This is a genomic window from Streptomyces sp. NPDC017202, assembly GCF_044331705.1.
Classification (GTDB): Bacteria; Actinomycetota; Actinomycetes; order Streptomycetales; family Streptomycetaceae; genus Streptomyces.
The window spans coordinates 302,161-326,521 of sequence record NZ_JBIRNP010000002.1 but is presented as its reverse complement, the minus strand read 5'-3'; the positions used below and the strand labels follow the sequence as shown (position 1 = coordinate 326,521).

At 72.1% G+C, this 24,361-nt stretch carries 20 protein-coding genes and 1 pseudogene; 10 read left to right on the top strand and 11 right to left on the bottom strand.

Annotated elements, in window-relative coordinates; translation table 11 throughout:
* The first annotated feature begins 57 nt into the window (after positions 1–57).
* Positions 58–552 carry an LURP-one-related/scramblase family protein gene (locus ACH4N1_RS05705; protein ID WP_398094724.1) on the top strand — a complete coding sequence of 165 codons (495 nt, stop codon included), beginning with the start codon at positions 58–60 and terminating at the stop codon, positions 550–552.
* Positions 553–744: 192 nt separating this feature from the next.
* Here the strand turns inward: ACH4N1_RS05705 and ACH4N1_RS05700 are convergent, their stop codons facing one another.
* Positions 745–1,572, bottom strand: coding sequence for a carbon-nitrogen family hydrolase (locus ACH4N1_RS05700; protein ID WP_398094722.1), 828 nt, complete (start codon positions 1,570–1,572; stop codon positions 745–747).
* A gap of 178 nt (positions 1,573–1,750) precedes the next feature.
* Here ACH4N1_RS05700 and ACH4N1_RS05695 point away from each other — a divergent pair, with 178 nt between their 5' ends.
* Positions 1,751–2,575 carry a maleylpyruvate isomerase family mycothiol-dependent enzyme gene (locus ACH4N1_RS05695; RefSeq protein WP_398094721.1) on the top strand — a complete coding sequence of 275 codons (825 nt, stop codon included), beginning with the start codon at positions 1,751–1,753 and terminating at the stop codon, positions 2,573–2,575.
* 99 nt (positions 2,576–2,674) lie between these two features.
* Here the strand turns inward: ACH4N1_RS05695 and ACH4N1_RS05690 are convergent, their stop codons facing one another.
* Positions 2,675–3,577 (bottom strand): D-alanyl-D-alanine carboxypeptidase family protein, encoded by a 903-nt coding sequence (locus ACH4N1_RS05690; protein WP_398094719.1) that lies wholly within the window; start codon positions 3,575–3,577, stop codon positions 2,675–2,677.
* A gap of 229 nt (positions 3,578–3,806) precedes the next feature.
* Between ACH4N1_RS05690 and ACH4N1_RS05685 the strand changes: the two genes are divergently transcribed.
* Both ACH4N1_RS05685 and ACH4N1_RS05680 read left to right on the top strand, forming a co-directional pair.
* Positions 3,807–4,469: a GntR family transcriptional regulator gene (locus ACH4N1_RS05685; protein ID WP_398094718.1), complete on the top strand. Its 663-nt coding sequence runs from the start codon at positions 3,807–3,809 to the stop codon at positions 4,467–4,469.
* A complete protein-coding gene (locus ACH4N1_RS05680; RefSeq protein WP_398094716.1) occupies positions 4,466–5,779 on the top strand; it encodes a nitrate/nitrite transporter in 1,314 nt (437 codons plus the stop codon). The genes ACH4N1_RS05685 and ACH4N1_RS05680 overlap by 4 nt, the downstream gene beginning before the upstream one ends.
* Positions 5,780–5,926: 147 nt before the next feature.
* On the opposite strand, the gene ACH4N1_RS05675 is transcribed toward ACH4N1_RS05680, so the two are convergent.
* The 3 genes from ACH4N1_RS05675 to pdhA are packed head-to-tail and all read right to left on the bottom strand — an operon-like array spanning position 5,927 to position 9,663.
* On the bottom strand, positions 5,927–7,420 hold the full coding sequence (locus ACH4N1_RS05675) for a dihydrolipoamide acetyltransferase family protein (protein ID WP_398094715.1): 1,494 nt from the start codon (positions 7,418–7,420) through the stop codon (positions 5,927–5,929).
* A gap of 10 nt (positions 7,421–7,430) precedes the next feature.
* The gene (locus ACH4N1_RS05670; protein WP_398094714.1) at positions 7,431–8,408 is read right to left on the bottom strand and encodes an alpha-ketoacid dehydrogenase subunit beta; all 978 of its coding nucleotides are present in this window, start codon (positions 8,406–8,408) and stop codon (positions 7,431–7,433) included.
* A 1-nt stretch (position 8,409) separates the two neighbouring features.
* Positions 8,410–9,663, bottom strand: coding sequence for a pyruvate dehydrogenase (acetyl-transferring) E1 component subunit alpha (gene pdhA, locus ACH4N1_RS05665; protein ID WP_366062462.1), 1,254 nt, complete (start codon positions 9,661–9,663; stop codon positions 8,410–8,412).
* Between the two features lie 733 nt (positions 9,664–10,396).
* Between pdhA and ACH4N1_RS05660 the strand changes: the two genes are divergently transcribed.
* Positions 10,397–11,401, top strand: a complete 1,005-nt coding sequence (locus ACH4N1_RS05660) for a phosphotransferase (RefSeq protein ID WP_398094711.1) — start codon at positions 10,397–10,399, stop codon at positions 11,399–11,401.
* Positions 11,402–11,492: 91 nt separating this feature from the next.
* Here the strand turns inward: ACH4N1_RS05660 and ACH4N1_RS05655 are convergent, their stop codons facing one another.
* A complete protein-coding gene (locus tag ACH4N1_RS05655) occupies positions 11,493–13,109 on the bottom strand; it encodes a protein kinase (RefSeq protein WP_398094709.1) in 1,617 nt (538 codons plus the stop codon).
* Positions 13,110–13,454: 345 nt separating this feature from the next.
* Between ACH4N1_RS05655 and ACH4N1_RS05650 the strand changes: the two genes are divergently transcribed.
* Complete coding sequence (locus tag ACH4N1_RS05650; RefSeq protein WP_398094707.1) at positions 13,455–15,083, top strand: protein kinase; 1,629 nt, start codon at positions 13,455–13,457, stop codon at positions 15,081–15,083.
* A gap of 97 nt (positions 15,084–15,180) precedes the next feature.
* Here ACH4N1_RS05650 and ACH4N1_RS05645 read toward each other — a convergent pair whose 3' ends face one another.
* A complete protein-coding gene (locus tag ACH4N1_RS05645; protein WP_366062467.1) occupies positions 15,181–15,729 on the bottom strand; it encodes a bacterial proteasome activator family protein in 549 nt (182 codons plus the stop codon).
* A 696-nt stretch (positions 15,730–16,425) separates the two neighbouring features.
* Between ACH4N1_RS05645 and ACH4N1_RS05640 the strand changes: the two genes are divergently transcribed.
* Entirely contained in the window at positions 16,426–16,770 is a 345-nt protein-coding gene (locus ACH4N1_RS05640) for a hypothetical protein (RefSeq protein ID WP_398094705.1), read from the top strand.
* Positions 16,771–16,842: 72 nt separating this feature from the next.
* On the opposite strand, the gene ACH4N1_RS05635 is transcribed toward ACH4N1_RS05640, so the two are convergent.
* Positions 16,843–17,823, bottom strand: coding sequence for an NAD(P)H-quinone oxidoreductase (locus ACH4N1_RS05635; protein ID WP_398094703.1), 981 nt, complete (start codon positions 17,821–17,823; stop codon positions 16,843–16,845).
* A 148-nt stretch (positions 17,824–17,971) separates the two neighbouring features.
* Here ACH4N1_RS05635 and ACH4N1_RS05630 point away from each other — a divergent pair, with 148 nt between their 5' ends.
* Together ACH4N1_RS05630 and ACH4N1_RS05625 are read left to right on the top strand one after the other, a co-directional pair.
* Positions 17,972–18,976, top strand: coding sequence for an ATP-binding cassette domain-containing protein (locus ACH4N1_RS05630; RefSeq protein WP_398094701.1), 1,005 nt, complete (start codon positions 17,972–17,974; stop codon positions 18,974–18,976).
* Positions 18,973–19,821: an ABC transporter permease gene (locus ACH4N1_RS05625; RefSeq protein WP_398094699.1), complete on the top strand. Its 849-nt coding sequence runs from the start codon at positions 18,973–18,975 to the stop codon at positions 19,819–19,821. Before ACH4N1_RS05630 ends, ACH4N1_RS05625 begins: the two co-directional genes overlap by 4 nt.
* 90 nt (positions 19,822–19,911) lie before the next feature.
* Here the strand turns inward: ACH4N1_RS05625 and ACH4N1_RS05620 are convergent.
* Positions 19,912–20,580: pseudogene (locus ACH4N1_RS05620) on the bottom strand (potassium channel family protein); the annotation flags it as partial.
* Positions 20,581–20,693: 113 nt separating this feature from the next.
* Between ACH4N1_RS05620 and ACH4N1_RS05615 the strand changes: the two are divergent.
* A complete protein-coding gene (locus ACH4N1_RS05615; RefSeq protein ID WP_398094697.1) occupies positions 20,694–21,809 on the top strand; it encodes a potassium channel family protein in 1,116 nt (371 codons plus the stop codon).
* Between the two features lie 122 nt (positions 21,810–21,931).
* Here the strand turns inward: ACH4N1_RS05615 and ACH4N1_RS05610 are convergent, their stop codons facing one another.
* Positions 21,932–23,335 carry a molybdopterin molybdotransferase MoeA gene (locus ACH4N1_RS05610; RefSeq protein WP_398094696.1) on the bottom strand — a complete coding sequence of 468 codons (1,404 nt, stop codon included), beginning with the start codon at positions 23,333–23,335 and terminating at the stop codon, positions 21,932–21,934.
* Entirely contained in the window at positions 23,332–24,234 is a 903-nt protein-coding gene (locus ACH4N1_RS05605; protein ID WP_398095253.1) for an NTP transferase domain-containing protein, read from the bottom strand. The genes ACH4N1_RS05610 and ACH4N1_RS05605 overlap by 4 nt, the downstream gene beginning before the upstream one ends.
* Positions 24,235–24,361 lie beyond the last annotated feature (127 nt).

Genomic DNA, 24,361 nt, shown 5'->3' with positions numbered 1-24,361 from the left:
CGGCCCGTCGGGCTACTGACGGCGTTCCGCGCGGCCCCGCGGGGAAGCCGTAGTGCCATGAGATTCCTCGTGCGCGACCGCATCCTCGGCTTCGGCGACGACTACTGGATCGAGGACGACCGGGGCAACAAGGTCTTCCTCGTCGACGGCAAGGCGATCCGTCTGCGGGACACCTTCGAACTGAAGGACACCCAGGGGCGGGTCCTGATCGACATCCACCAGAAGATGTTCGCGCTGCGCGACACGATGGTGATCGAACGGGACGGCGAGCCCCTGGCCACCATCCGCCGCAAACGGCTGTCCCTGCTGCGCAACCACTACCGCGTCTCCCTGGCGGACGGCCGCACCGTGCTGGACGTCAGCGGCAAGATCCTCGACCGCGAGTTCGCCGTCGAGTACGACGGCGAACTGCTCGCCGTCGTCTCCCGGCGCTGGCTGCACGTGCGTGAGACGTACGGCGTCGACGTCGTCCGGGACGACGCCGATCCGGCGCTGCTGATCGCGGTCGCGGTGTGCGTGATCCACCTGGCGGAGAAGGAACGCGAGGACTGAGGGGACGGGAGGGAGGAGGGACAGGGGGACGGGAGAGCTGAGAAGGCCGGGAGGTACGGGGGCGGGAGGACCGGGAGGACCGAGGCGGTCGGGAGGGCCGACGCGGACCGGAGGGCCAGGGGTGGGGGCTGGGGGCGAGGGCTGGGGCGGGGGCGGGCCGAGGCGTCCGGGCCCCCGGGCTCGTCGGCGTCGTCAGCGGCGCGATGGCGGTGGCCGCAGCCCCAGCACCCGGTCCTTCAGGGCCGGGAACTGCTCCCTGGTCGCCGCGACCTTCGCCGGGTCGAACTCCACGGTGAGGACCTCCTCGCCGGGCCCGGCCTCGGCCAGCACCTCGCCCCACGGATCGACCACGATCGAGTGACCCGCCTGCGGAACCCCGGCGTGCGTCCCGGCCGTTCCACACGCGAGCACGAACGCCTGGTTCTCCACCGCCCGCGCCTGGGCCAGCAGCGTCCAGTGCGCCCTGCGGCGCTCCGGCCAGCCCGCGGGGACGACCAGGATCTCGGCGCCGGCGTCGACGAGACCGCGGAAGAGTTCGGGGAAACGGAGGTCGTAGCAGGTGGCCACGCCCAGGGTCGTGCCGGGCAGGCGTACCGTCACCAGGTCCTGGCCCGCGCCCATCAGCACGGCCTCGCCCTTGTCGAAGCCGAAGCGGTGGATCTTGCGGTACGAGGCGGCCAGCTCACCGGAGGGGGAGAAGACCAGCGAGGTGTTGTACAGGGCGCCCTGGCCCGCGGCGGAGCCGCCGTCGGAGGGAGCCCGTTCGGGGATCGAGCCCGCGTGCAGCCACACGCCCGCGTCGCTCGCCGCCTCGGCCATCGCCTCGTGCGTCGGCCCGTCCAGCGGCTCGGCCCGGGCGGCGAACTCCTCGTGGGCGAAGGCGCCGGTCGTCCACAGCTCGGGCAGGACCACCAGGTCGGCGACACCGGCCTGATCCCGCACCAGGGCCGCTACCCGGCCCCGCCGCGATTCAGCCGATTCACCCTCATCCACGGCGATTTGGAGCAGAGAGGCGCGCACACTACCACCGTCCTGGCATTCGAGCCGTCCATACGGGCCTACGATCGTCACACGAAAGCACTGCCGGGGTGCCTCACAGCAGCGTAACTTAGCGTTTCGAGACACCGCCGAGAGCCGCCTCCCGCTGGCAACGCCGCCATCACCCGCCCGTGTACCGACCGCCGAGGGGTCCCGTTCCGTGAGTCTGCATCCCACCCTCCAGCCCTACGCCGACGCCTGGACCCACTCCATCGAAGCGATATCCGAGCTGGTGCAGCCGCTTGTCGAGGGTGAGTGGAACAGGCGGACGCCGTGCCCCGGCTGGTCGGTCCGCGACCTCGTCTCGCACGTCATCGGCCTGGACAGCGAGATGTACGGCGACCCGCGCCCCATCCACACGCTCCCGCGCGACCTGTTCCACGTCACGAACGACTTCCAGCGCTACATGGAGATGCAGGTCGACGTCCGCCGCCACCACACGGCGCCGGAGATGACCTCCGAGCTGGAACTCATGATCATCCGCCGCAACCGCCAGCTGCGGAACGAGACGCGTCAGCCGGGCACCATGGTCCGCGGCCCCCTCGGCACCGAGCTGACCCTCGAGGAGTCGATGCGCAACCACGCGTTCGCCGTGTGGGTGCACGAGCAGGACCTGCGCGCCGCCCTCGGCCACCCCGGCAACCTCGACTCCCCCGGCGCGCACGTCGCCCGCGACGTGCTGCTCGACGCGCTGCCGGCCGTCGTCGCCGAGAAGGCCGACGCGCCGCGCAGCTCCGCGATCGTCTTCGACGTCCACGGGCCGGTCGAGTTCCTGCGCACGATCCGCGTCGACATCCAGGGCCGCGGCACGCTGGAGACGGCCCCCGCGCTCGGCCCGGCCGCCTCCTTCTCCCTCGACTGGGAGACGTACGTCCGCCTGGCCTGCGGCCGGGTCACCCCGGAGGCGGTGGCGGACCGCGTGAAGGCCGAGGGCGAGCCGGAACTGACGGCGGCGATCCTCAGGAACTTCGCGGTGACCAGGTAGCCGCCGGGGCGGCCGCGGACGAGGTGGCCGCCCGGCGGCCGCAGAGGAACGGGCCCGCCGTGGGGATCACGGCGGGCCCGTCGCACAGATGTGCCGGCGTCAGCTGATCTTGGCGTAGCCGTAGTTGATGAGCTTCTTCACGTCGTTCGTGCGGTTCACCGCGTCGGGGGCCGTGAGGACGGTGCCCACGACCGACTCGCCGTTGAGCGTGGCGGCGAAGATGAGGCAGTACTTGGCCTCGGTGCCGGAGCCGGTCTTGATGCCCAGCGTGCCGTTCCAGCCGAGCAGCGTGTTGGTGTTGGTCCAGGTACCCATGGTGCGGGTGGCGCCGGTCTTGGTGATCGTCTTCGCCGTGTAGGCCTTGGTCTTCACGACCGCCTTGAACGTGGAGCTCTTCATCACGCTGCGGGCGAGCTTGGTCAGGTCGCGCGGCGTCGAGTAGTTGGAGCCGTTGCTGAGGCCGTCGAACGAGTCGAAGTGCGTGTTCGTCATGCCCAGGTTCTTGGCCGTGGTGTTCATCTTGGCGATGAAGTTCTTGGTGCGGGCCGCGACGGTCGTGCCGGTGCCGAACTTGTCGGCGAGGACCATCGCCGCGTCGCAGCCGGACGGCAGCATCATCCCGTACAGCAGCTGACGGACGGTGACCTTGTCACCGACGATCAGCCTGGCCGACGAGGGGTAACCCTCGCGGACCATGTAGTCGCTGACCTCTTTCCTGACCGTGACCCTGGTGTCGAGGTTCAGGTTCGACTGCGAGAGCACGACCTTCGCGGTCATGACCTTCGTGGTGGAGGCGGTGAGCCTCTTGTAGTCGGGCAACTTGCCGTAGAGCGTCGCGCCGGTCGCGCTGTTCATCAGGTACGCGCCCTTGGCGGTGATGGTGGGCGTCGTGACAGCCTGCGCGGGCGCCGCGGTGAGGACGCCGGTCGCGAGCATCGTGCCGGCCGTGACGGCGACGGCTGCGGCCCTGCGAACCCGGAACCCCTTGATGGCGGTTATCAACTGAAATACCCCGATTACGTCGAATGCCCCTGCGGTGCGGCCGAGTTGGAGGGGAAAGCAGAAGGGGCCGCATGTGTGTGACACGTAAGTAGCACAGATGGTTGTGCGTCCGCTGCGAGGAATTCCGGACCCGCCCCTCACCCCGGTCCGCGCGGACACCGGACGGACGTCCGTTCCGCATGCTGGACCCGCCCCCGTCTTGCACACCTGTTGTATCTATGCTGTCCGCATGCCTTCCGCAGCGCCCCCGCCCGTCAAGCAGCCTCCCGCAGCCGAACGCGTCTACGCGCACGTCAAACAGGGTGTCCTGGAACGCCGTTACGAGGGCGGCGCCCTCCTCACCGAGGGCGAGCTGGCCGAGGCCGTCGGGGTCTCGCGGACACCGGTACGCGAAGCACTGCTGCGTCTGGAGGCCGAGGGGCTGCTCAAGCTCTACCCGAAGAAGGGCGCCCTGGTCCTGCCGGTCTCCGCACAGGAGATCAAGGACGTCGTGGAGACCCGGCTGCTGGTGGAGGAGCACGCGGCACGCAAGGCCGTCCCCGCCCCCGCCGGGCTGATCCGGCGGCTCGAGGAACTCCTGGCGCAGCAGAAGGCGCAGGCCGCCGCCGGTGACCTCGCCGGGGCCGCCGTCACCGACCGCTGTTTCCACGCCGAGATCGTCCGCAGCGGCGGCAACGAGATCCTGTCCCGGCTCTACGACCAGCTGCGCGACCGCCAGCTGCGGATGGGCGTCGCCGTGATGCACTCCCACCCCGACCGGATCGCCAAGACCCTCGCCGAGCACGAGGAGATGCTCCGGGCCCTGCGCTCCGGCGACGCGGAGGCGGCCGTGGGGATCGTTCACCGGCACGTCGGCTGGTTCTCGCACCTGGCACGGGGGGAGGTCCGATGAGCACCATCACCCTGCCGGGTGACCCTCCCCCGGAGGGGGCACCCCCAGGCGGACGGCGCGCGGCAGCCGTCTGGGGGATCGGCGTCTCCGTCTACTTCGTCGCCGTCATCTTCCGTACGTCCCTCGGGGTGGCCGGCCTCGACGCCGCCGACCGCTTCGACGTGAACGCCTCCGCCCTGTCGACCTTCTCGATCCTCCAACTGCTGGTCTACGCCGGCATGCAGATACCCGTCGGACTGCTCGTCGACCGGCTCGGCACCAAGAAGGTGCTGGCCATCGGCGTCGTCCTGTTCACCGCCGGACAGCTCGGCTTCGCCTTCTCCCCCACCTACGGCACCGCCCTCGCCTCGCGCGCGCTGCTCGGCTGCGGCGACGCGATGACGTTCATCAGTGTGCTGCGGCTCGGCACCCGCTGGTTCCCGGCCCGGCGCGGCCCCCTCGTCGCGCAGCTCGCGGGCCTGGCCGGCATGGCGGGCAACCTGGTCTCCACCCTGCTCCTGGCCCGGCTGCTGCACGGCATCGGCTGGACGGCCGCGTTCGCGGGCAGCGCGCTCGCCGGGGTCGTCGTCCTCGTCCTGCTCCTGCTGTTCCTGAAGGACCACCCCGAGGGCCACGAGCCCCAGCCGTTCCCGCACCGGGGCGCCGCCTACGTACGGCGGCAGGTCGCCGCGTCCTGGCGGGAGCCGGGGACACGGCTGGGCCTGTGGGTGCACTTCACCACCCAGTTCCCGGCGATGGTGTTCCTGCTGCTGTGGGGCATGCCGTTCCTCGTCGAGGCGCAGGGCCTCAGCCGCGCCACGGCCGGTGAACTGCTGACCCTGGTCGTCCTGTCCAACATGGCCGTCGGACTCGTCTACGGCCAGGTCGTCGCCCGGCACCACGGGGCGCGGCTCCCCCTGACGCTCGGCACGGTCGGGGCGACCGCGCTGCTGTGGGCGGCCACGCTGGCCTACCCCGGCGAGCACGCGCCGATGTGGCTGCTCGTCGCGCTGTGCACGGTGCTGGGCGCCTGCGGACCGGCGTCGATGCTCGGCTTCGACTTCGCGCGGCCCGCGAATCCGCCGGAGCGGCAGGGCACCGCGTCCGGCATCACCAACATGGGCGGGTTCGTCGCCTCCATGTCGACCCTGTTCGCGATCGGCGTCCTGCTGGACGCGACCGGCGACGACTACCGGATCGCCTTCTCCTCGGTGTTCGTGCTCCAGGCGCTCGGGGTCAGCCAGATCCTGCGGTTGCGCTCACGCGCGGCCCGCCGGGAGCGGGAACGCCTGGTCGCCAGCCGCGTGTCGTCCGTCCACGTGCCCGCGTGACCCGAACCGCCGGCGCGCCCTGCGGCTCCGGCCGGGCGTGCCGGCGGTTCGGGTCACGCGGGCACGCTCGCCGCCGTCTCCGCCTCCGCGGGAGGCCGCGCCCCCGTCGTTCGGGTGCGCGGCTCCTGCGGACGGGGTGTGCGCGGGTCAGCCCCAGGTGATCAGTCTCTTCGGCTGCTCCAGGACGGCCGCCACGTCGGCGAGCACCTTGGAGCCCAGTTCGCCGTCGACCAGGCGGTGGTCGAAGCTCAGCGCCAGCGTGGCGACCTGACGCGGCTTCACCTTGCCCTTGTGGACCCACGGCTGGAGCTTGATCGAGCCGACCGCGAGGATCGCGGACTCGCCGGGGTTGAGGATCGGCGTACCGGTGTCGACGCCGAAGACGCCGACGTTGGTGATGGTCACCGTGCCGCCCTGCATGGCCGCCGGGGACGTCCTGCCCTCGCGCGCCGTCGCCACCAGCTCGCCGAGCGCCTCGGCCAGCTGCGGCAGCGTCTTGTCGTGGGCGTCCTTGATGTTCGGCACGATCAGCCCGCGCGGGGTCGCGGCCGCGATGCCCAGGTTGACGTAGTGCTTGCGCACGATCTCCTGGTTGGCCTCGTCCCAGGACGCGTTGACGTCCGGGTTGCGCCTGATGGCGACCAGCAGGGCCTTGGCGATCAGCAGGAGCGGGTTGACCCGCAGGCCCTGCATCCCGTACTTGTCGGGGTCCCGCTTGAGTTCCTCGACGAGCTTCATCGTGCGCGTGACGTCGACCGTCACGAACTCGGTGACGTGGGGCGCCGTGAACGCCGAGCCCACCATCGCCGCCGCCGTCGCCTTGCGGACGCCCTTGATCGGGACACGGGTCTCGCGTGCCGTGTCGTACGAGGCGGCCGGGGCCTGGGCGGGGGCGGTGGCCGGCGCCGGGGCGGCCGCCGGCACGGGCTCCGGTGCCGTCGGCAGGGCCGGGGCCTGCGCGGAAGCCGCGGCGGCGTGGACGTCCTCGCGGGTGACGATGCCGTCCGGGCCGGACGGGACCACCGAGGCGAGGTCCACGCCCAGGTCCTTGGCCAGCTTGCGCACGGGCGGCTTGGCCAGCGGGCGGGACCGGTCGGCGGCCTGGCCCGGGGCGGCGGGAGCGGGGGCGGCCGGGGCGGGGGCGGCCGCGGGGGCCGTGCCGTGTCCGTTCAGTTCCGCCTGGACGGACACGGAGGCCGCCGCCGGCTCCTGGGCCGGGATCTCGGCGCCCTTGCGCGGACGGCGCTTGGTGGAGGACGCGGCCACGCCGTAACCGACGAGAACCGGCTGGCGGCCGGACCCCTCGGCCTTCGGCTCCTCGGGCTGCCGCTCCGCGGCGGGGGTGGGAGCGGGGGCGGGGGCGTCGGCCGGGGCCGACCCGCCCGACACGTCCACCGCGATGATCGACACGCCCACGTCGACCGTGGTGCCCTCGGGGAACCGCAGCTCCCGCACCACACCGTCGTAGGGGATGGGCAGTTCGACGGCCGCCTTGGCCGTCTCGACCTCGCACACCACCTGGCCGTCGGTCACCGTGTCGCCGGGCTGGACGTACCACTTGAGGATCTCGGCCTCGGTGAGTCCCTCGCCCACGTCGGGCATCTTGAACTCGCGCACGGACGCTTCCGTCATCGTCGTCACGACCCTCTCCTCAGTACGCCAGGGCGCGGTCGACGGTGTCGAGTACCCGGTCAAGACCCGGCAGGTACTCCTCTTCCAGACGCGCCGGCGGGTACGGGGCGTGGTAGCCGCCGACCCGGAGCACCGGGGCCTCCAGGTGGTAGAAGCAGCGCTCCGTGATCCGGGCCGCGATCTCCGCGCCCGAGCCGAAGAACACCGGCGCCTCGTGGACGACGACCAGACGGCGGGTCTTCTCCACGGAGGCCTGGACGGTGTCGAAGTCGAGCGGGGAGACCGACCGCAGGTCCAGGACCTCCAGGTTCTTGCCCTCCTCGGCGGCCGCGGCGGCGGCCTCCTGGCAGAGCTTGACCATCGGGCCGTAGGCGACGAGGGTCAGGTCGGTGCCCTCGCGGACGACCCGCGCCTTGTGCAGGGGGCCGGGGATCGCCTCGGGGTCGACCTCGCCCTTGTCCCAGTAGCGCCGCTTGGGCTCGAAGAAGATCACCGGGTCGTCGCTCTGGATGGCCTGCTGCATCATCCAGTAGGCGTCGCCGGCGTTCGACGGGGAGACCACCTTCAGGCCCGCCACGTGCGCGAAGAGCGACTCGGGGGACTCCGAGTGGTGCTCGACGGCGCCGATGCCGCCGCCGTAGGGGATGCGGACGACGACCGGCATCTTGACCTTGCCGAGCGCACGCGCGTGCATCTTCGCGAGCTGGGTGACGATCTGGTCGTAGGCCGGGAAGACGAAGCCGTCGAACTGGATCTCCACCACCGGGCGGTAGCCGCGCAGGGCCAGGCCGATCGCCGTGCCCACGATGCCCGACTCGGCCAGCGGGGTGTCGATGACGCGGGACTCGCCGAAGTCCTTCTGGAGGCCGTCCGTCACCCGGAACACGCCGCCGAGCTTGCCGACGTCCTCACCCATGACGAGTACCTTGGGGTCCGACTCCAGGGCCTTGCGCAGCGACTCGTTGATCGCCTTGGCCAGGGCCATCTTCTCCGCCATCTCAGTTGCCCCCCTCGGGAGAGTCCGCGAACGACGCCTGGTAGGCGGCGAACTGGGCCCGCTCCTCGTCGACGAGCGCATGCCCGTCCGCGTACACGTTCTCGAAGATGGCGAAGTGGTCCGGGTCCGGCATGGAACGGACCGCTTCGCGCACTCTCCTGCCCAACGCCTCGCTCTCGGCCTCGAGTTCCGCGAAGAAACCCTCGTCCGTGTGGTTTGAGGCCTCCAGGTACCGGCGCAGGCGCAGGATCGGGTCCTTCGCCTCCCAGGCCGCCCGCTCGTCGTCGTGGCGGTAACGCGTCGGGTCGTCGGAGGTGGTGTGGGCACCCATGCGGTACGTGTACGCCTCGACGAGGGTCGGCCCCTCGCCCCTGCGGGCCCGCTCCAGCGCCCACTTGGTGACCGCGAGGCAGCCGAGGACGTCGTTGCCGTCGACGCGGACGCCCGGGAAGCCGTAGCCCTGGGCGCGCTGGTAGAGCGGCACGCGGGTCTGCTTCTCGGTCGGCTCGGAGATCGCCCACTGGTTGTTCTGGCAGAAGAACACCACCGGCGCGTTGTAGACCGCGGAGAAGGTGAACGACTCGGCCACGTCGCCCTGGCTGGAGGCGCCGTCGCCGAAGTAGGCGATGACCGCCGAGTCCGCGCCGTCCTTGGCCACGCCCATCGCGTAGCCCGTGGCGTGCAGCGTCTGGGAGCCGATGACGATCGTGTACAGGTGGAAGTTGTTGCCGTTGGGGTCCCAGCCGCCGTTGTTGACGCCGCGGAACATGCCGAGCAGGTTCGCCGGGTCGACACCGCGGCACCAGGCGACGCCGTGCTCGCGGTAGGTCGGGAAGACGTAGTCGTCGTCGCGCAGGGCCCGGCCGGAGCCGATCTGGGCGGCCTCCTGGCCGAGCAGCGAGGCCCACAGGCCCAGCTCGCCCTGGCGCTGGAGGGAGGTGGCCTCGGCGTCGAAGCGGCGGGTGAGCACCATGTCGCGGTAGAGACCGCGCAGCTCCTCGGGCGTGATGTCGGCGACGTACGGGTCGTACTCGGCGTTCTTCACGCGCTCGCCCTCGGGCGTCAGCAGCTGCACGAGCTGGGGCTCGGCGGTGCCTTTCCCGGCGGCGGCGCGGCTGGTGCGGGTGGTGCGCTTGGTGCCGGTGGCCTTGGCCGCCGCGCCGGTGGCCTCGGCCGCCGTCCCGGTGCCGGTGGCGCCGGCCTTGCCTCCGGCGCTGCGTCGCGGCTTGCGCGCGGCAGTGCTCTCCACGGTCACGTGTGCTCCTCCGTCGGTCCGGCCCCCGGGGTTGCCGGGTGACCAGTGCGGCTCACCTGTTCCTCGACCCGTGCACGGGGTGGGTGCCCTCGGCCGGAACAGGCGTGACAGGTGCCCCGGCGAGCGCCCTGCAAGCCTCACGTTACCCAGTGCGACACATTTCTGTGAAACCCCCCTTGACCTGCGTTTTTGCTTGGATTTCCAAGTAAATCGGCAAAGTCCGGAAGGAGCCTGGTCACAGCCTTGCAGGAGGCCGGAGCAACGGCACGTTATCCCGCGCACCCAGGTCACGGGAAGAGTTTCCGTTCGGGAGTGCCTCCGCATGCATATGCGGACAAATAACCACAATTCTTCACGGTTCCCACCCAGGCACGCCTTCCGGAAGGCCGGCCACGGCACTCCGCAGGCCCGCACGCACGCCGTCCGCCGCCCCGCACGCACGCCGTCCGCCGCCCCGCACGCACGCCGTCCGCCGCCCCGCACGCACGCCGTCCGCCGGCCCGCACGCACGCCGTCCGCCGGCCCGCACGCACGCCGTCCGCCGCCCCGCGACGAGCGACCGCACGCGCGACGGGCGACACCCGCCGGGACCGCTTCGCCGCCGAGGCGCACCCCAAGCCGACCACCCGAGATCACTTGTGACAGTCGGTGACTTTCTGCGACAACGCCCAGCTCACAGCCTCGCCGCGTGCCCTACCATCGGCGCGTGCCGCGCTCCTGTGTACCACCCCTGATGACCCACGCGCCCCCCGTGAGCGCCCTGCTCCGGCGTTACGCCGCCGGCTCCGCGCTCGCCTGCGAGCCCGTCGACCAGGGGCTGCTGAACCGCGGCTACCGACTGCGCACCACCCGCGGCCGCTACTTCCTCAAGCACCACTTCGATCCCGACACCGCCGACCCGGCCTCGATCGTCCGTCAGCACCGGGCCACCCAGCGCCTCGCCGACCTGGGTGTCCCGGTCGCACCCCCGCTGCCCGGCCGCGACGGCCGCACGGTCGCCGTCGTCGGCGGCCACGCCTACGCCCTGCACCCCTGGGTCGACGGCCGGCACCGCCACGGCGCCCAGCTCACCCCCGGCGCGTGCGGGCGTCTGGGAGCACTGCTGGGGGTGGTCCACGCGAGCCTGGAACGCGTGATGCCGGCCCACGCGCGGGCCCGCGCCGCTCCCGCCGAGAGCCCCGCACCCGCCGACACCTTCGCCCTGATCGACGACCTCCTCGCGCGCGTGCACCGGCACCGCCCCGCCGACTCCTTCGACGGACTGGCCCGCCACCGGCTCCTGGAACGCCGCACCCTGCTGGAACGGCACGCCGACCGGCGTCCCCCGCACGCCGGCCCGGCCGGCTGGGTGCACGGCGACTTCCACCCGTTCAACCTGCTCTACCGCGGGGAGGCGCCCGCCGCCATCGTCGACTGGGACCGGCTCGGCGTGCAGCCCCGCGCCGAGGAGGCCGTACGGGCCGCCGCGATCTTCTTCGTCCGGCCCGACGGCACCCTCGACCTGCCGAAGGCGCGGGCCTACGCGCGCGCGTACCGGCGCGCCGCCGGGGCCACGTCCTGCGAGCTGGCGGCGGCCGTGCACCGGGTGTGGTGGGAGCGCCTGAACGACTTCTGGATGCTGCGCTGGCACTACGAGCGCGGCGACACCCGCGCCGACCCGCAGTTCCCGGCCGCCTCCGCGCTCGTGGTGTGGTGGACACGGGAGTACGACGCGGTGTGCGACGCGTTCACGGACTGAGGGTCGCGGGCGGGGAGCACCCGGAAACGGTCACGCGCGCGTGAGCCCCGCGAGAAGGAGCTCACGCGCGCGTGCCCGGCGCTGCGGTGGGTCAGCCGGTGGTCGTCCCGGCACTGCCGCCGGTGGTGACGCCGGAGACGGTGCCGCCACCCTGGGACGTGCCGCCGTCGGTCGTGCCGCCGTCGGTGGTGCCGGGATCGGTCGTCACCGGTGGGTCGCTCGACTCCTCCGGTGCCGGGTCGCTCGTCGCCGGTTCCGACGGCTCCTCCGACGGCTTGTTGCTGTAGCTCGGGGACGGCTCGTACGACGGCGTGTACGACGGCGTCCAGTTGGACCCGGAGTTCGAACCGGTGCTGCCGCCCTCGGAGGTGTCCTGCGACGCCTCGTCGGACGGCTCCTCGCTCGGCGACGCGCTCGTCTTGTCGTCCGAGGCGGACGGGGTGGCGCTCGGCGACGTCGAGGTCCCGCTGCCGCCGCCGCTGCCGTCGCCCTTGGTGTTCAGCGCGAGCGCGACGCCCGCGGCGATGGCGATCACCGCGAGGACGGCGAGGATCCACAGCTTGCCGCGGCCGTTGCCCTGGTTGCCGTGTCCCTCGAACCCGCCGTCGTCGCCGTTGCCGTAGCTCGCGGGCAGGATCGGCTGCGGGATCTGCGAGGTGTGGGAACCGGCGGTGCCCTGCGGCAGCACGCTGGTGCTCGCGAAGCCCGCCGCGGCGGCACCCGCGCCGGTGGCCGTCCCGACCGGACCGGTGTTCCAGGTGCCGGTGTGGGCGCCCTGTTCGTACAGCATCTGGAGCCCGTACTGGATGAGGCCGCGCATCTCCTCCGCGGTCTGGAACCGGTCGTCGGGGTCCTTGGCGAGAGAACGCATGACGAGGCCGTCGAGTTCCGGCGGGCACACGCCGTCCGAGGTCCGCGACGGCGGCACCGGGATGTCCTGCACGTGCTGGTAGACCACCGACAGCGGGGTCTCGCCGGTGAAGGGCGGCCGCAGCGCGAGCAGTTCGTACAGCAGGCAGCCGGTGGCGTACAGGTCGGAGCGGTGGTCGACGGCCTTGCCGAGCGCCTGCTCCGGGGAGAGGTACTGCGGGGTGCCCATCACCATGCCGGTCTGCGTCATCGTCGTCGACGCCCCGTGCAGGGCGCGCGCGATGCCGAAGTCCATCACCTTCACCGCGCCGTTGTCGGTGATGATCACGTTCGCCGGCTTGATGTCGCGGTGCACGATGCCGTGCTGGTGCGAGTAGGCGAGCGCCTCCAGGACCCCGGAGACGATGATCAGGGCCTGCTCGGGACCCGGCGCCTCGGCGTTGAGGAGCAGGTCGCGGATCGTCCGCCCCTCGACCAGCTCCATCACGATGTACGGCACGCTCTGGCCGCCGACGACGTCCTCGCCGGAGTCGTACACGGCGACGATCGCGTGGTGGTTGAGGCCGGCCACCGACTGGGCCTCGCGCGTGAAGCGGGCCTTGGACACCGGGTCCTCGGCGAGGTCGGCGCGCAGCAGCTTGACCGCGACGGTACGGCCGAGACGCACGTCCTCGGCGGCGAACACCTCCGCCATGCCGCCCCGCCCGAGTCTGCCGGTCAGCCGGTAACGGCCGTCTCCGACAAGCCCGCCGTTACCCCACATCTCCGGCGCATCTGACATACCGCCGCCAGTCGCCTCGGGGTCGGACGGGCCCTGAGCGCGCTGCTGCTGTGCCATCAGTCCTCGCCGTCGTTTCTGCCCGCGGTGCGCGCGGTGTTGTCACGGTCTCCGTCGGCCACGCTACAGCCTCCGCGCAAGCCGCCGGTCCGGGATCAGCCCGGGTATCGGACCCAGACGGATCGGCCATCAAACCCGCACTCCGCGCCGGCGTGCAAATTCTGTGCACCGGCGGTACGGCACCTGTAACGCTTCCGCGACTCTTCTTGCGCGTACGGTCACGGAACGGGCACCGAGCTTGACGTGTCGGTGCCCTGGGGCAGACTTGGCCGGGAATAGCACTTTCGATCAATGGGCAAGCCACGGCGAGCGGCAGCGCTGAGGGCCTGACGGGGGACGCAGAGAATGAGCCAGGACGGCGCGCAGGGCCGGTACGCGGGGCGGGCGCTCGCCGGCGGCCGCTATCAGCTGCGCGACTTGCTCGGCGAGGGCGGCATGGCCTCGGTCCACCTCGCCTACGACTCGGTGCTCGACCGGCAGGTCGCGGTCAAGACGCTCCACACCGAACTCGGCCGCGAACAGGCCTTCCGCGAGCGTTTCCGCCGCGAGGCCCAGGCCGTGGCCAAGCTCACCCACACCAACATCGTCTCGGTCTTCGACACCGGCGAGGACGACGTCGACGGCCTGACCACGCCGTACATCGTCATGGAGTACGTCGAGGGCCGCCCGCTCGGCTCGGTGCTCGACGAGGACGTACGGCGGCAGGGCGCGATGCCCGCCGACAAGGCCCTGAAGATCACCGCGGACGTCCTGGCCGCGCTGGAGATCAGCCACGAGATGGGCCTGGTCCACCGCGACATCAAGCCGGGCAACGTGATGATGACCAAGCGCGGCGTCGTCAAGGTGATGGACTTCGGCATCGCGCGCGCGATGCAGTCCGGGGTCACCTCGATGACGCAGACCGGCATGGTCGTCGGCACCCCGCAGTACCTCTCGCCCGAACAGGCCCTCGGTCGCGGCGTGGACGCCCGCTCCGACCTGTACTCGGTCGGCATCATGCTCTTCCAACTGGTCACCGGACGGCTGCCGTTCGATGCCGACTCGCCGCTGGCGATCGCGTACGCGCACGTGCAGGAGGAGCCGGTGGCTCCGTCCTCCATCAACCGCGCGCTGCCGCCGGCCGTCGACGCGCTGGTCGCCCGCGCGCTGAAGAAGAACCCGAACGAACGCTTCCCCACCGCCGTCGCCATGCGCGACGAGTGCCTGCGCGTCGCGACCTCCCTCCAGCCCGCGCCGCCGAGCATCGTGCCCGGCACCCCCGCGCAGAGCGGCTCGGGCGTCGGCTCCGCGGTGTTCCCGCCGGTCGGCCAGAACCCCCAGACCCCGGCGGGCAACGTCCAGACGCCGTACCAGCCGGCCCCGACGCCCAACCCGTACGGCACGCCCTCGACGCCCGCCCCGTCGTACGGCTATCCGCAGCAGGGCTACCGGACGCCCGCTCCGGCCTACGGCCACCAGCAGGGTCCGCAGACCCCGCCCGGGTACCCCGTGAACCAGCAGGCCTCGGGAGCGCCGGGCGGCGGGCGCAGGAGCAACGCGGGAGTGCTCGTCGGTTCGGCGATCGTGGCCGTCGCGACCGTCGGCGCCCTGATCGGCACCCTCGCCTCCGACGGCAGCGGTGGCGACGAGGGCGGCGAGCCCGTCACCATCGCCTCCGCCTCGTCGACGAAGGCCTCCGGTTACCGGGGGCCGGACACGTCCAGGACGATCGACACGACCGAGTGCACGGAGCCGCAGGAGTCGTACAACGACCCCGAGAAGATCCGGGTCCCCAGCTTCAAGTTCAAGAACATCGACTCGGTCAAGGCCTGCTTCCAGGCAGCCGGTTGGTCGATCAAGACGAAGGACCAGGACGAGAACACCTACGGCGACGGCACGGTCATGGACCAGTTCCCGTCCGCCGGGACGGACGTCGACCCGGAGGACATGCCGGAGATCGAACTGAGCGTCTCCACGGGCAACCCGCCGTCCTGACCCCCGCGCAACCGAGAAGGGCCCGGCGTCGGTCGCCGGGCCCTTCTCCTCGTCGGTACGGATGTGATCGGTTCGGACCGGATCCTCGGGCGGGGCCCTACAGGTAGGGGCCGCCCGAACGGCCGCCCGCGCGCGGGTCGTCGGGGCCCTCCGGACCGCCCACTCCCGGCGGCAGGGCGCGGCGCATCTGCTCCAACTGAGCCCGCGCGGCCATCTGCTGGGCGAACAGCGTGGTCTGGATGCCGTGGAACAGGCCCTCCAGCCAGCCCACCAACTGGGCCTGTGCGATCCGCAGTTCCGCGTCGCTCGGGGTCGACTCCTCGGTGAACGGCAGGGAGAGCCGCTCCAGCTCCTCGACCAGTTCCGGCGCCAGGCCGTCCTCCAGCTCCTTCACCGAGCTCGAGTGGATCTCCTTGAGACGGACGCGGCTGGCCTCGTCGAGGGGGGCCGCCCGCACCTCCTCCAGCAGCTGCTTGATCATGCTGCCGATCCGCATGACCTTCGCCGGCTGCTCGACCTGCTCGGTCACGGGGATCTCACGGGAGTCGTCGTCCGCGTCGATGCCACCGAGAGCCATGCCGTCCTGGCCTACGACCAGGATCTTCTGGGCGTTCTCCGGCGACCGTTCGTTCCTCGGCATCTCCATGCCGCCATTCTCTCGCACCCGTACACCTCATCACCGTGGCGCCCCCCGTGAAGGGCGATCCCCCGTTTTCCCGTTCAGCGCAGTCCGGAATGCGATGAGCAATCCGTCATGTGAGGCTTGTGGCCTCATTTTGTGACGAATTTCGCGAAGACTGAACACCGGGAGGGGGTCACGGGCGTGACTCCATGGCGGCGGGGGCTGTGCGGGGTGGGAGTGGGGACGGGGTTGCTGGTGGTCGTGCTGCCGTACGGGGGTGTGCGGGCGGACGCGGCGGCACCGGCGTACGGCTCCGGGACGGCGTACGGGAGCAGGGCGGCGGACGGGAACCGGTCGTCGGAGGGAAGCCGGTCGTCGGAGGGAAGCCGGTCGTCGGAGGGAAGCCGGTCGTCGGAGGGAAGCCGGTCGTCGGACGGGAGCAGGGCGGCCTCCGGCCGTGGCTCGACGCACGGTCCCGGAGAGACGCACGGTCCCGGAGGAACACACGGCCCTGGAGGGACGCACGGTCCCGGTCCGGGGCGCGAGACCGATCCGGCGCGCGGGACAGATCCGGGGCGCGGGACCCGTCCGGCGTACGGGCGTCCCGTCTCGACGCCCTCGCAGGCTGCCGGGCACGACCGCGTCCCGCCGTCAGCCGGCCAGCCGTCGTCCGTCCCCGTGGCGGCGTCCCCGACGGCGTCGCCATCCGCCTCGGCCTCGGTGCCCGACCGGGCCGGAAGCCGGGCCGGGGAGGGGCGGGCACGTCCCGGCCGCACCGAGGAGGAGGCCGGAACGGACCCCGAGGCGGTCGACGAGGACTCGGGCTCCGGTGACGAGGAGGGCTACGACGAGGAGCCGGCCGAGACGGCGGCCGGGGGGACGACCGCCCCGGACGAGGCCGGGCTCGTCCCCTCCCCGTCGTCGCGGGCCGTGCGGCAGGCCGAAGCCGCGGAGGAACGGCCCGTCGGACGGATGCTGCGGATCCTGCCCCTCGGCAGCGGTCTGGTCCTCATCGGCATGGGCCTCGGCCTCGCCTTCCTCGGCCTGCGGCTGCGCCGCGGTTAGGGCCTGTCGTGGGGATCGGGCCGGAGCCCGGCCCGATCCCCACGAGAAGCACCGAGGCCCTGCGGTGCCGGTTCAGCGGGCGACGAGCAGGACCTTGCCGACGTGCCCGCTGTCCTCGACGACCCGGTGCGCCGCGGCCGCGTCGCTCATCGGGAGTTCGCGGTCCACGACGGGACGGACCTGGCCGGCGGCGAGCAGCGGCCAGACGTGTTCGCGTACGGCCGCGACGATCGACGTCTTCTCGCCGAGGGGGCGGGCCCGCAGCGAGGTCGCGCTGATCGCGGCACGCTTGCCGAGGAGCGCGCCGATGTTCAGCTCGCCCTTGACGCCGCCCTGCATGCCGATGATCGCCAGCCGGCCGTTGACGGCCAGGCTCTGGACGTTGCGGTCCAGGTACTTGGCACCCATGTTGTCGAGGATGACATCGGCGCCGGCGCCGTCGGTGGCCTTCCCGATCTCGGCGACGAAGTCCTGCTCGCGGTAGTTGATCAGGATGTCCGCGCCCAGCTCGGCGCACCGTGCCAGTTTCTCCGCGCTGCCCGCGGTGACGGCGACCGTGGCGCCGACGGCCTTGGCCAGCTGGATCGCCATCGTGCCGATGCCACTGGAGCCGCCGTGCACCAGCAGCGTCTCGCCGGGACGGAGGTGGGAGATCATGAAGACGTTCGACCAGACCGTGCAGGCCACCTCGGGCAGCGCCGCGGCCCGCACGAGGTCGACCCCTTGGGGCACCGGCAGCAGTTGTCCGGCCGGTACGGCGACCTTCTCGGCGTATCCGCCGCCCGCGAGCAGAGCGCACACCTCGTCGCCGACGGCCCAGCCGGAGACGCCGGGGCCGAGCGCGGCGATCCGGCCGGAGCACTCCAGGCCGGGGTAGGGCGAGGCCCCCGGCGGCGGGTTGTAGAAGCCCTGCCGCTGGAGGACGTCGGCACGGTTGACGGCACTGGCCACCACCTCGACCAGGACCTCGCCCTCGCCGGGTACGGGATCGGGGACCTCGTCCCACACCAGCGCCTCGGGACCACCAGGTTCGGGAATCGTGATCGCATGCATGAGAGCGACGCTACCCCGCGGTGGCCGGTCGCGGCCGTCCCGCCCGCCGGGCCGGTCCGTGGCGAGAACCCGGTGCGCGACCGATGAGTTCGCGCGACGGTGGGGGTCTCCCCTGCATCACCCACATGCGCGGAAGGAACACCCCACCATGAGCCAGCACACCGCCGGCCTGGCGATCGAGACCGCGGGCCTGGTGAAGACGTTCGGCGGGACCAGGGCCGTGGACGGCGTGGACCTCGCCGTCCCCGCCGGCACCGTCTACGGCGTCCTCGGCCCCAACGGCGCGGGCAAGACCACCACCGTGAAGATCCTCGCCACCCTGCTGCGACCCGACGGCGGCCAGGCCCACGTCTTCGGCCACGACGTCGTCCACGAGGCCGACACGGTGCGCGGCCTGGTCAGCCTCACCGGGCAGTACGCGTCCGTGGACGAGGACCTCACCGGCGCCGAGAACCTGGTGCTGCTGGCCCGGCTCCTCGGGCACGCCAAGAAGGCCGCGCGCGAGCGGTCCGCGCAGCTGCTGGAGGCCTTCGGGCTCACCGACGCGGCCTCGAAACAGGTCAAGCACTACTCGGGCGGCATGCGCCGCCGTATCGACATCGCCGCGTCCCTCCTCAGCACGCCCGACCTGCTCTTCCTCGACGAGCCGACGACCGGGCTCGATCCGCGCAGCCGCAACCAGGTGTGGGACATCGTGCGAGCGGTGGTCGCGCAGGGCACCACCGTGCTGCTGACCACGCAGTACCTGGACGAGGCCGACCAGCTGGCGTCCCGCATCGCCGTCATCGACCGCGGCAAGGTGATCGCCGAAGGCACGAAGGGCGAGCTGAAGGCGTCCGTGGGCGCCGGGTCCGTCCATCTGCGGCTGCGGGACGCCGCACAGCGCCGACAGGCCGCCGAGGTGCTGAGCAGGGTCCTGGGCGCGCTGGTGCAGCACGACCCCGACCCGGTGGCCCTGACGGCCCGGCTGGCGGCGACGGCCGGCGACACGGCCGCCGAGCAGGCCGCCCGGGCCTTGGCCGAGCTGGCCAGGGCCGGTGTCACCGTCGACAACTTCTCGCTGGGCCAGCCCAGCCTGGACGAGGTCTTCCTCGCCCTCACCGGACACGACACCCAGGCGGACGACGCCCTGAACGACGAGGTGGCCGCATGAGCACCGCGACGACGAACGAGACCCGCGACCTCGCACCGGTCCGCGCCGACTCCCTCGCGGCACTGCTGGTCGCCGAAAAGCGCCCGCGGCGGCCGAGCGCCTGGTCGGCCTCCCTCACCTTCGGCTGGCGGGCCGGCCTCAAGATCAAACACGTGCCGGAGCAGCTGTTCGACGTCACGGCGTTCCCGATCATGATGGTGCTGATGTACACGTACCTCTTCGGGGGCGCACTGGCCGGGTCGCCCGAGGAGTACATCCAGTTCCTGCTGCCCGGCATCCTCGTGATGTCGGTCGTGATGATCACCATGTACACGGGCGTGTCGGTGAACACGGACATCGAGAAGGGCGTCTTCGACCGGTTCCGCTCGCTGCCGATCTGGCGGCCGTCGACGATGGTCGGCTACCTCCTCGGAGACGCCCTGCGCTACGCCATCGCGTCCGTGGTGATGCTCACCGTCGGCATGATCCTCGGCTACCGGGCGGACGGCGGGGTCCTCGGGGTCCTCGCCGGCGTCGCCCTGCTGATCGTCTTCTCGTTCGCGTTCTCGTGGATCTGGACCATGTTCGGTCTGCTGCTGCGCACCGAGAAGTCGGTGATGGGCGTCAGCATGATGGTGATCTTCCCGCTGACCTTCCTGTCCAACGTGTTCGTCGACCCGAGGACCATGCCGGGCTGGCTCCAGGCGTTCGTGAACAACAGCCCGGTCACCCACCTCGCGTCCGCGGTGCGCGGGCTGATGGCCGGCGACTGGCCGGCCGCCGAGGTCGCCTGGTCCCTGGGCTGGGCGGGAGTGTTCCTACTGGTCTTCGGGCCCGTCACGATGCGCCTCTACAACCGCAAGTAGCGGTTGGGCCCTACCACCCCGACTTGCGGTGGCGCCTCTCTCAGCCGCGGGCCGGGGTGTGCGGCCCGGTCAGAGGGGTGTCCGGCCCGGTCAGAAGCGCAGCGCCTTCGGCGGCTTCGGCGGCACACGCACGATGGTGACGAGACGGTCCGTCAACTCCAGCACTCCGATGGCCGGATCGTCGTAGGCCAGCACCCGGTGACCGCGCACGACGCTCACCACCAGGTCGTCCGTCTCGCGCGGGATGCGCCCCGCCTCGGCCTTGGTGACCGGCCGTTCGACGAGGTCGAGTCCACTGCCCTGGTGGATGAGGTCCTCCATCACCCGGCCCGCCGCGGGGCTGAGCACGGACAGGCCGAGAAGCCGCCCGGCCGCTCCCGCACTGGTGATGACCTCGTCGGCGCCGGACTGCTTCAGCAGCGGCGCGTTCTCCTCCTCGCGCACCGCGGCCACGATCTTCGCCCGCGGGTTGAGCTGGCGGGCCGTCAGGGCCACGAGCACGGCCGTGTCGTCGCGTTCCGTCGCGATGATGATCCGCCCGGCCCGCTGCACCTCCGCCCGCCGCAGGACGTCACTGCGGGTGCCGTCACCGACCACGCCCTCGTAGCCCTCGGCCGTCGCCGCCTCGATCATCCTGGCACCGGGATCGATCACGACGACCTGCTCCTTCCGCAGGCCCGCCGTGCAGGCGGTCCGGATCGCGGACCGGCCTTTCGTGCCGAATCCGACGACGACAGTGTGGTCGCGCAAGGGGGACCTCCGGGTTGCTGGGCGAAAGGTCAGTGGGCGAACGGGTGTCGCGTGCGATGGGCGCAACTCCGCCGGGAACCATGGTGCCCACCGATCGGATCACCACCACAGGGGGCCACGCGATGCGAGACCATGAACGACAGTCGGCCGGGCCGGGACGGCTCTCTCTCTTCCGGTCCCTGTGGTACCGCTCGCGCGCCGAAGCACGGGACGACGCCGAGGCGGGCCGCTCCATCACGATGCCGCTGCAGAGCGCCCTCCCCCCGCTCCAGCAGGTGCTGCGGCGCCTCGCCCTCGGTCTGCTGGTGCTGATGGTCACCACACTGATCGTCTACCTCGACCGAGGCGGCTACAACGACAACTCCGACGGCTCCGTCGACTTCCTCGACGCCGCCTACTACGCCACCGTCACCCTCTCCACCACCGGCTACGGCGACATCACCCCCGTCAGCGACTCGGCCCGACTCGTCAACATCCTCGTCATCACGCCGCTGCGCGTGCTGTTCCTGATCATCCTGGTCGGCACGACCCTCGAAGTCCTCACCGAGCGCACCCGTCAGCAGGTCCGCATCCACCGCTGGCGCAGCCGCACCCACCGGCATGTCGTGGTCGTCGGCTACGGCACCAAGGGCCGGCACGCGGTGAAGACGCTCGTCGGACAGGGCGTTCCCAAGGAGCAGATCGTCGTGGTGGACGCCCAGAGCAAGGCCGCGCACGCGGCCGGGGACGACGGGCTGGTGTCGGTGGTCGGGGACGCCACCCGTTCGGAGACGCTGCTCAAGGCCGAGGTCGCCCACGCCTCCCGGGTGATCGTGGCCCCGCAGCGCGACGACACCGCCGCCCTGGTCACGCTCACCGCCCGCCAGCTGAACAAGCGCGCCACGATCGTCGTCACCGCGAGGGAGGACGAGAACGTGCCGCTGCTCAAGCAGAGCGGTGCGGACACGGTGGTCACCAGCTCCAGCTCCGCCGGCCGGCTGCTGGGCGTCTCCATGGTCAGCCCGACCGTGGCCAGAACCCTGGAGGACCTCATGACGCTGGGCAGCGGCCTGGATCTCATCGAGCGCCCCGTCACCAGGCAGGAGGCGGGCAAGTCGCCGCGCGCGTCCACGGACCTGGTGGTGGCGGTCGTCCGCGGCAAGGACCTGCTGGACTTCGCCGACCCCCGCCTCACGCAGCTTCAGGCGGGGGACCGGGTGATCACGGTGAGCCGGGCGAAGGTGGTCGAGCAGTCGTGAACAGGGCGCCACGCTTCTGACGGCACCCTCTTTCACAGGGATGTTTCACGTGAAACAGGCCGAGGCGAGTCGTCCGGGTGTTTCACGTGAAACACCCGGACGACTCGCCTTCTTCAGGTGTTTCACGTGAAACAGGCGCCGACCCCGGCTGCCGCCCACGGCAGATCGAGCAGTTCCGTCTCCTGGCCGGCCCCCGCACCACCGGGCGGTACGACGGCGAGCGCGTCGGCCGCCGCGATACCCCGCAGCATCGCCGGGCCGTTGTAGTGCAGCGGTACAGCGTGATCGCCTCGCAGGACGACCGGGACGAGCCGGGTGTCCCTCGGATGACCGTGCGCCGCCTCCCGCAGGGGCAACGTGTACGGCTCCGGGGCGGGGCGGCCGGCGAGGGTGCGCAGCAGGGGCTCGGCGAGCGTGAGGAGCCCGGAGACGGCCGCGAGGGGGTTGCCCGGCAGGCCGACGAGGTACCGGCCCTCCGTGATCCCGGCCAGCAGCATCGGATGGCCGGGACGCACCTCGACCCCGTCGACCAGCAGTTCGGCGCCGATGCGGCACAGAATGGGGTGAACATGATCGACGGGCCCTGCGGCCGTCCCGCCGGTGGTGACGATCAGATCGGCCGTGGACGTGGTGAGAGCCTGGTGCAGGGCTTCCGCGTCGTCGCCGAGCCTGCGCAGCGCCACCACCTCGGCGCCCATCGCCCGCAGCCACGGCGGAAGCATCGGTCCGAGCGCGTCCCGGATGAGTCCGTCGTGCGGGCGGCCCTCGGTGAGCAGTTCGTCGCCGAGGACGAGCACCTCGACACGAGGGCGGGGGACCGCGGCGAGCGTGTCGTATCCGGCGGCCGCGGCGAGCCCGAGCACGGCCGGGGTCACCACCGCTCCGGAGGGGAGCAACTGGTCACCGCTGCGGCACTCCTGGCCGCGCGGACGGATGTCCTGTCCGTGCGGGAGATCCCGGTCGGGGTACAGACGGCCCTTCTCGTCGGTGCGGCCGTGCTCGCTGCGCAGCACCGCGGTCGTGTCCGAGGGGATCCGGGCGCCGGTGGCGATCCGGACGGCCTCGCCGTCGACGAGGCGTACGGGTCCGGCCCCTCCGGCCAGAACACCTTGGTCGCGTACGGCCCAGGGACCGGGCCCCGCGACCGCCCAGCCGTCCATCGCGGAGGTGTCGAAGGGGGGCAGGTCGGTCAGGGCGGTGAGGGGAGCGGCCAGGACGAGGCCGAGGGCGTCTTCCAGAGCCACGGAGACGGGCGTGCTGCGGGCGGCGAGGGAACGGGCGGCACGGCCGGCGCGGGCTCGGGCGTCGGCCCAGGGGGTGGCGACGGCCTTCCCGTGGCGTACTTCGCGGGCGGGGGCGGTGTCGGCGTGCGAGCCATGCCCCTCCCCGTGTGTGACCGCCGGGACGGGTGTGGCGCCGGCGGCCGGACGGGCGGGTCGGTTGCCGTGCTTCACGAGGGCGAGCACCTCCTCGACGTCGAGATCCTCTTCGGCGTCCTCACCGTCCCGGATGCCGGGGGCGGTCATCCTGCGTCCGGGCGGGTGTCGGGCGTGGCGTCGGGGGCCACGTCGGGCTGTCCCGGGGTGGACCCGGCACCGGGAGCGGCCCCACCGGTCCCGTCGGCCTCCTCCGCCCAGCGGATCGCCAGGGCGGTGGCCTTGCGGGTCGCCTCGGCGACGGCTTCCGGGCCTCCCCCGGCCCGCCCGGCGACGTAACCCACCAGGAAAGTGGTCAGGGGAGCCGCCGGCCGGGCCACTCCGTGGGCGGCGTCGCGGGCGAGGTCGAGCAGGGCACCGGTGTCGACCTCGAGATCGATGCCCAGCTCGTTCTTGACTGCGGAAATCCATTCGTCCAACACGTGGCCATGCTCCCTGATGCGTGCTCTGGCGGCGGCGATGTCGTCCCAGGTGTCGCAGTCGAAGGACGCGACGGGATCGGGGACGCGGGTGAGGTCGAGACCGGCGGTCAGCCGGCGCAGGGGCAGCCCCGTGAGGCCGCCGTGTTCCTCGCCGAGCGCCGAGAGTTCACGGCGCAGGGCGGACGTGCGGTAGGCGGCGACGAGCGGCTGGTCACGGCCGTCGGCGTCGGTGAGCAGCGCGCCCTCGGCACCCTCCGCGTTCAGGGCGGCCAGCAGCCGCCGGACGGTGTCCGCCGCGAGGAACGGCAGGTCGGCGGAGAGGACGACGACGGAGCCCGCGGTGACCTGGCGCAGCCCGGCGCCGAGTGCCGCCACCGGTCCCACGCCGGGCGGATCCTCGCGTGCCCAGCGCACGGGCCGGACGGTCGGCCGCGGGTCCGCGACGACGACCGTGGTCTCCGCGTCGGCGCAGGCTCCGAGCACCCGGTCGAGCAGGGCGCGCCCGCCCACCCGCACACCGGGCTTGTCGGCGCCGCCGAGCCGGCGGGCGCCACCACCGGCGAGCACGACGGCATCGTGGCCGTCGGCACGGCGGACGAGGGGGACGCCGACGCCCTGCTCGAAAGGCGCGGCGGCGTCCTGGGCGGGGCGATCGCCGGAGGTGACCGCCCGCGGCTCGTTCGGAGTCACCCCC

Excerpts from the sequence above, each read along its gene's own strand:
- ACH4N1_RS05625 (WP_398094699.1), top strand. The coding sequence starts at position 18,973 with ATGAGCACCGCGACGACGAACGAGACCCGCGACCTCGCACCGGTCCGC.
- ACH4N1_RS05680 (WP_398094716.1), top strand. The coding sequence starts at position 4,466 with ATGAGCACCATCACCCTGCCGGGTGACCCTCCCCCGGAGGGGGCACCC.
- ACH4N1_RS05655 (WP_398094709.1), bottom strand. The coding sequence starts at position 13,109 with ATGGCACAGCAGCAGCGCGCTCAGGGCCCGTCCGACCCCGAGGCGACT.
- ACH4N1_RS05615 (WP_398094697.1), top strand. The coding sequence starts at position 20,694 with ATGCGAGACCATGAACGACAGTCGGCCGGGCCGGGACGGCTCTCTCTC.
- ACH4N1_RS05660 (WP_398094711.1), top strand. The coding sequence starts at position 10,397 with ATGACCCACGCGCCCCCCGTGAGCGCCCTGCTCCGGCGTTACGCCGCC.
- ACH4N1_RS05650 (WP_398094707.1), top strand. The coding sequence starts at position 13,455 with ATGAGCCAGGACGGCGCGCAGGGCCGGTACGCGGGGCGGGCGCTCGCC.
- ACH4N1_RS05645 (WP_366062467.1), bottom strand. The coding sequence starts at position 15,729 with ATGGAGATGCCGAGGAACGAACGGTCGCCGGAGAACGCCCAGAAGATC.
- ACH4N1_RS05685 (WP_398094718.1), top strand. The coding sequence starts at position 3,807 with ATGCCTTCCGCAGCGCCCCCGCCCGTCAAGCAGCCTCCCGCAGCCGAA.
- ACH4N1_RS05635 (WP_398094703.1), bottom strand. The coding sequence starts at position 17,823 with ATGCATGCGATCACGATTCCCGAACCTGGTGGTCCCGAGGCGCTGGTG.
- ACH4N1_RS05705 (WP_398094724.1), top strand. The coding sequence starts at position 58 with ATGAGATTCCTCGTGCGCGACCGCATCCTCGGCTTCGGCGACGACTAC.
- ACH4N1_RS05610 (WP_398094696.1), bottom strand. The coding sequence starts at position 23,335 with ATGACCGCCCCCGGCATCCGGGACGGTGAGGACGCCGAAGAGGATCTC.
- ACH4N1_RS05670 (WP_398094714.1), bottom strand. The coding sequence starts at position 8,408 with ATGGCGGAGAAGATGGCCCTGGCCAAGGCGATCAACGAGTCGCTGCGC.
- ACH4N1_RS05630 (WP_398094701.1), top strand. The coding sequence starts at position 17,972 with ATGAGCCAGCACACCGCCGGCCTGGCGATCGAGACCGCGGGCCTGGTG.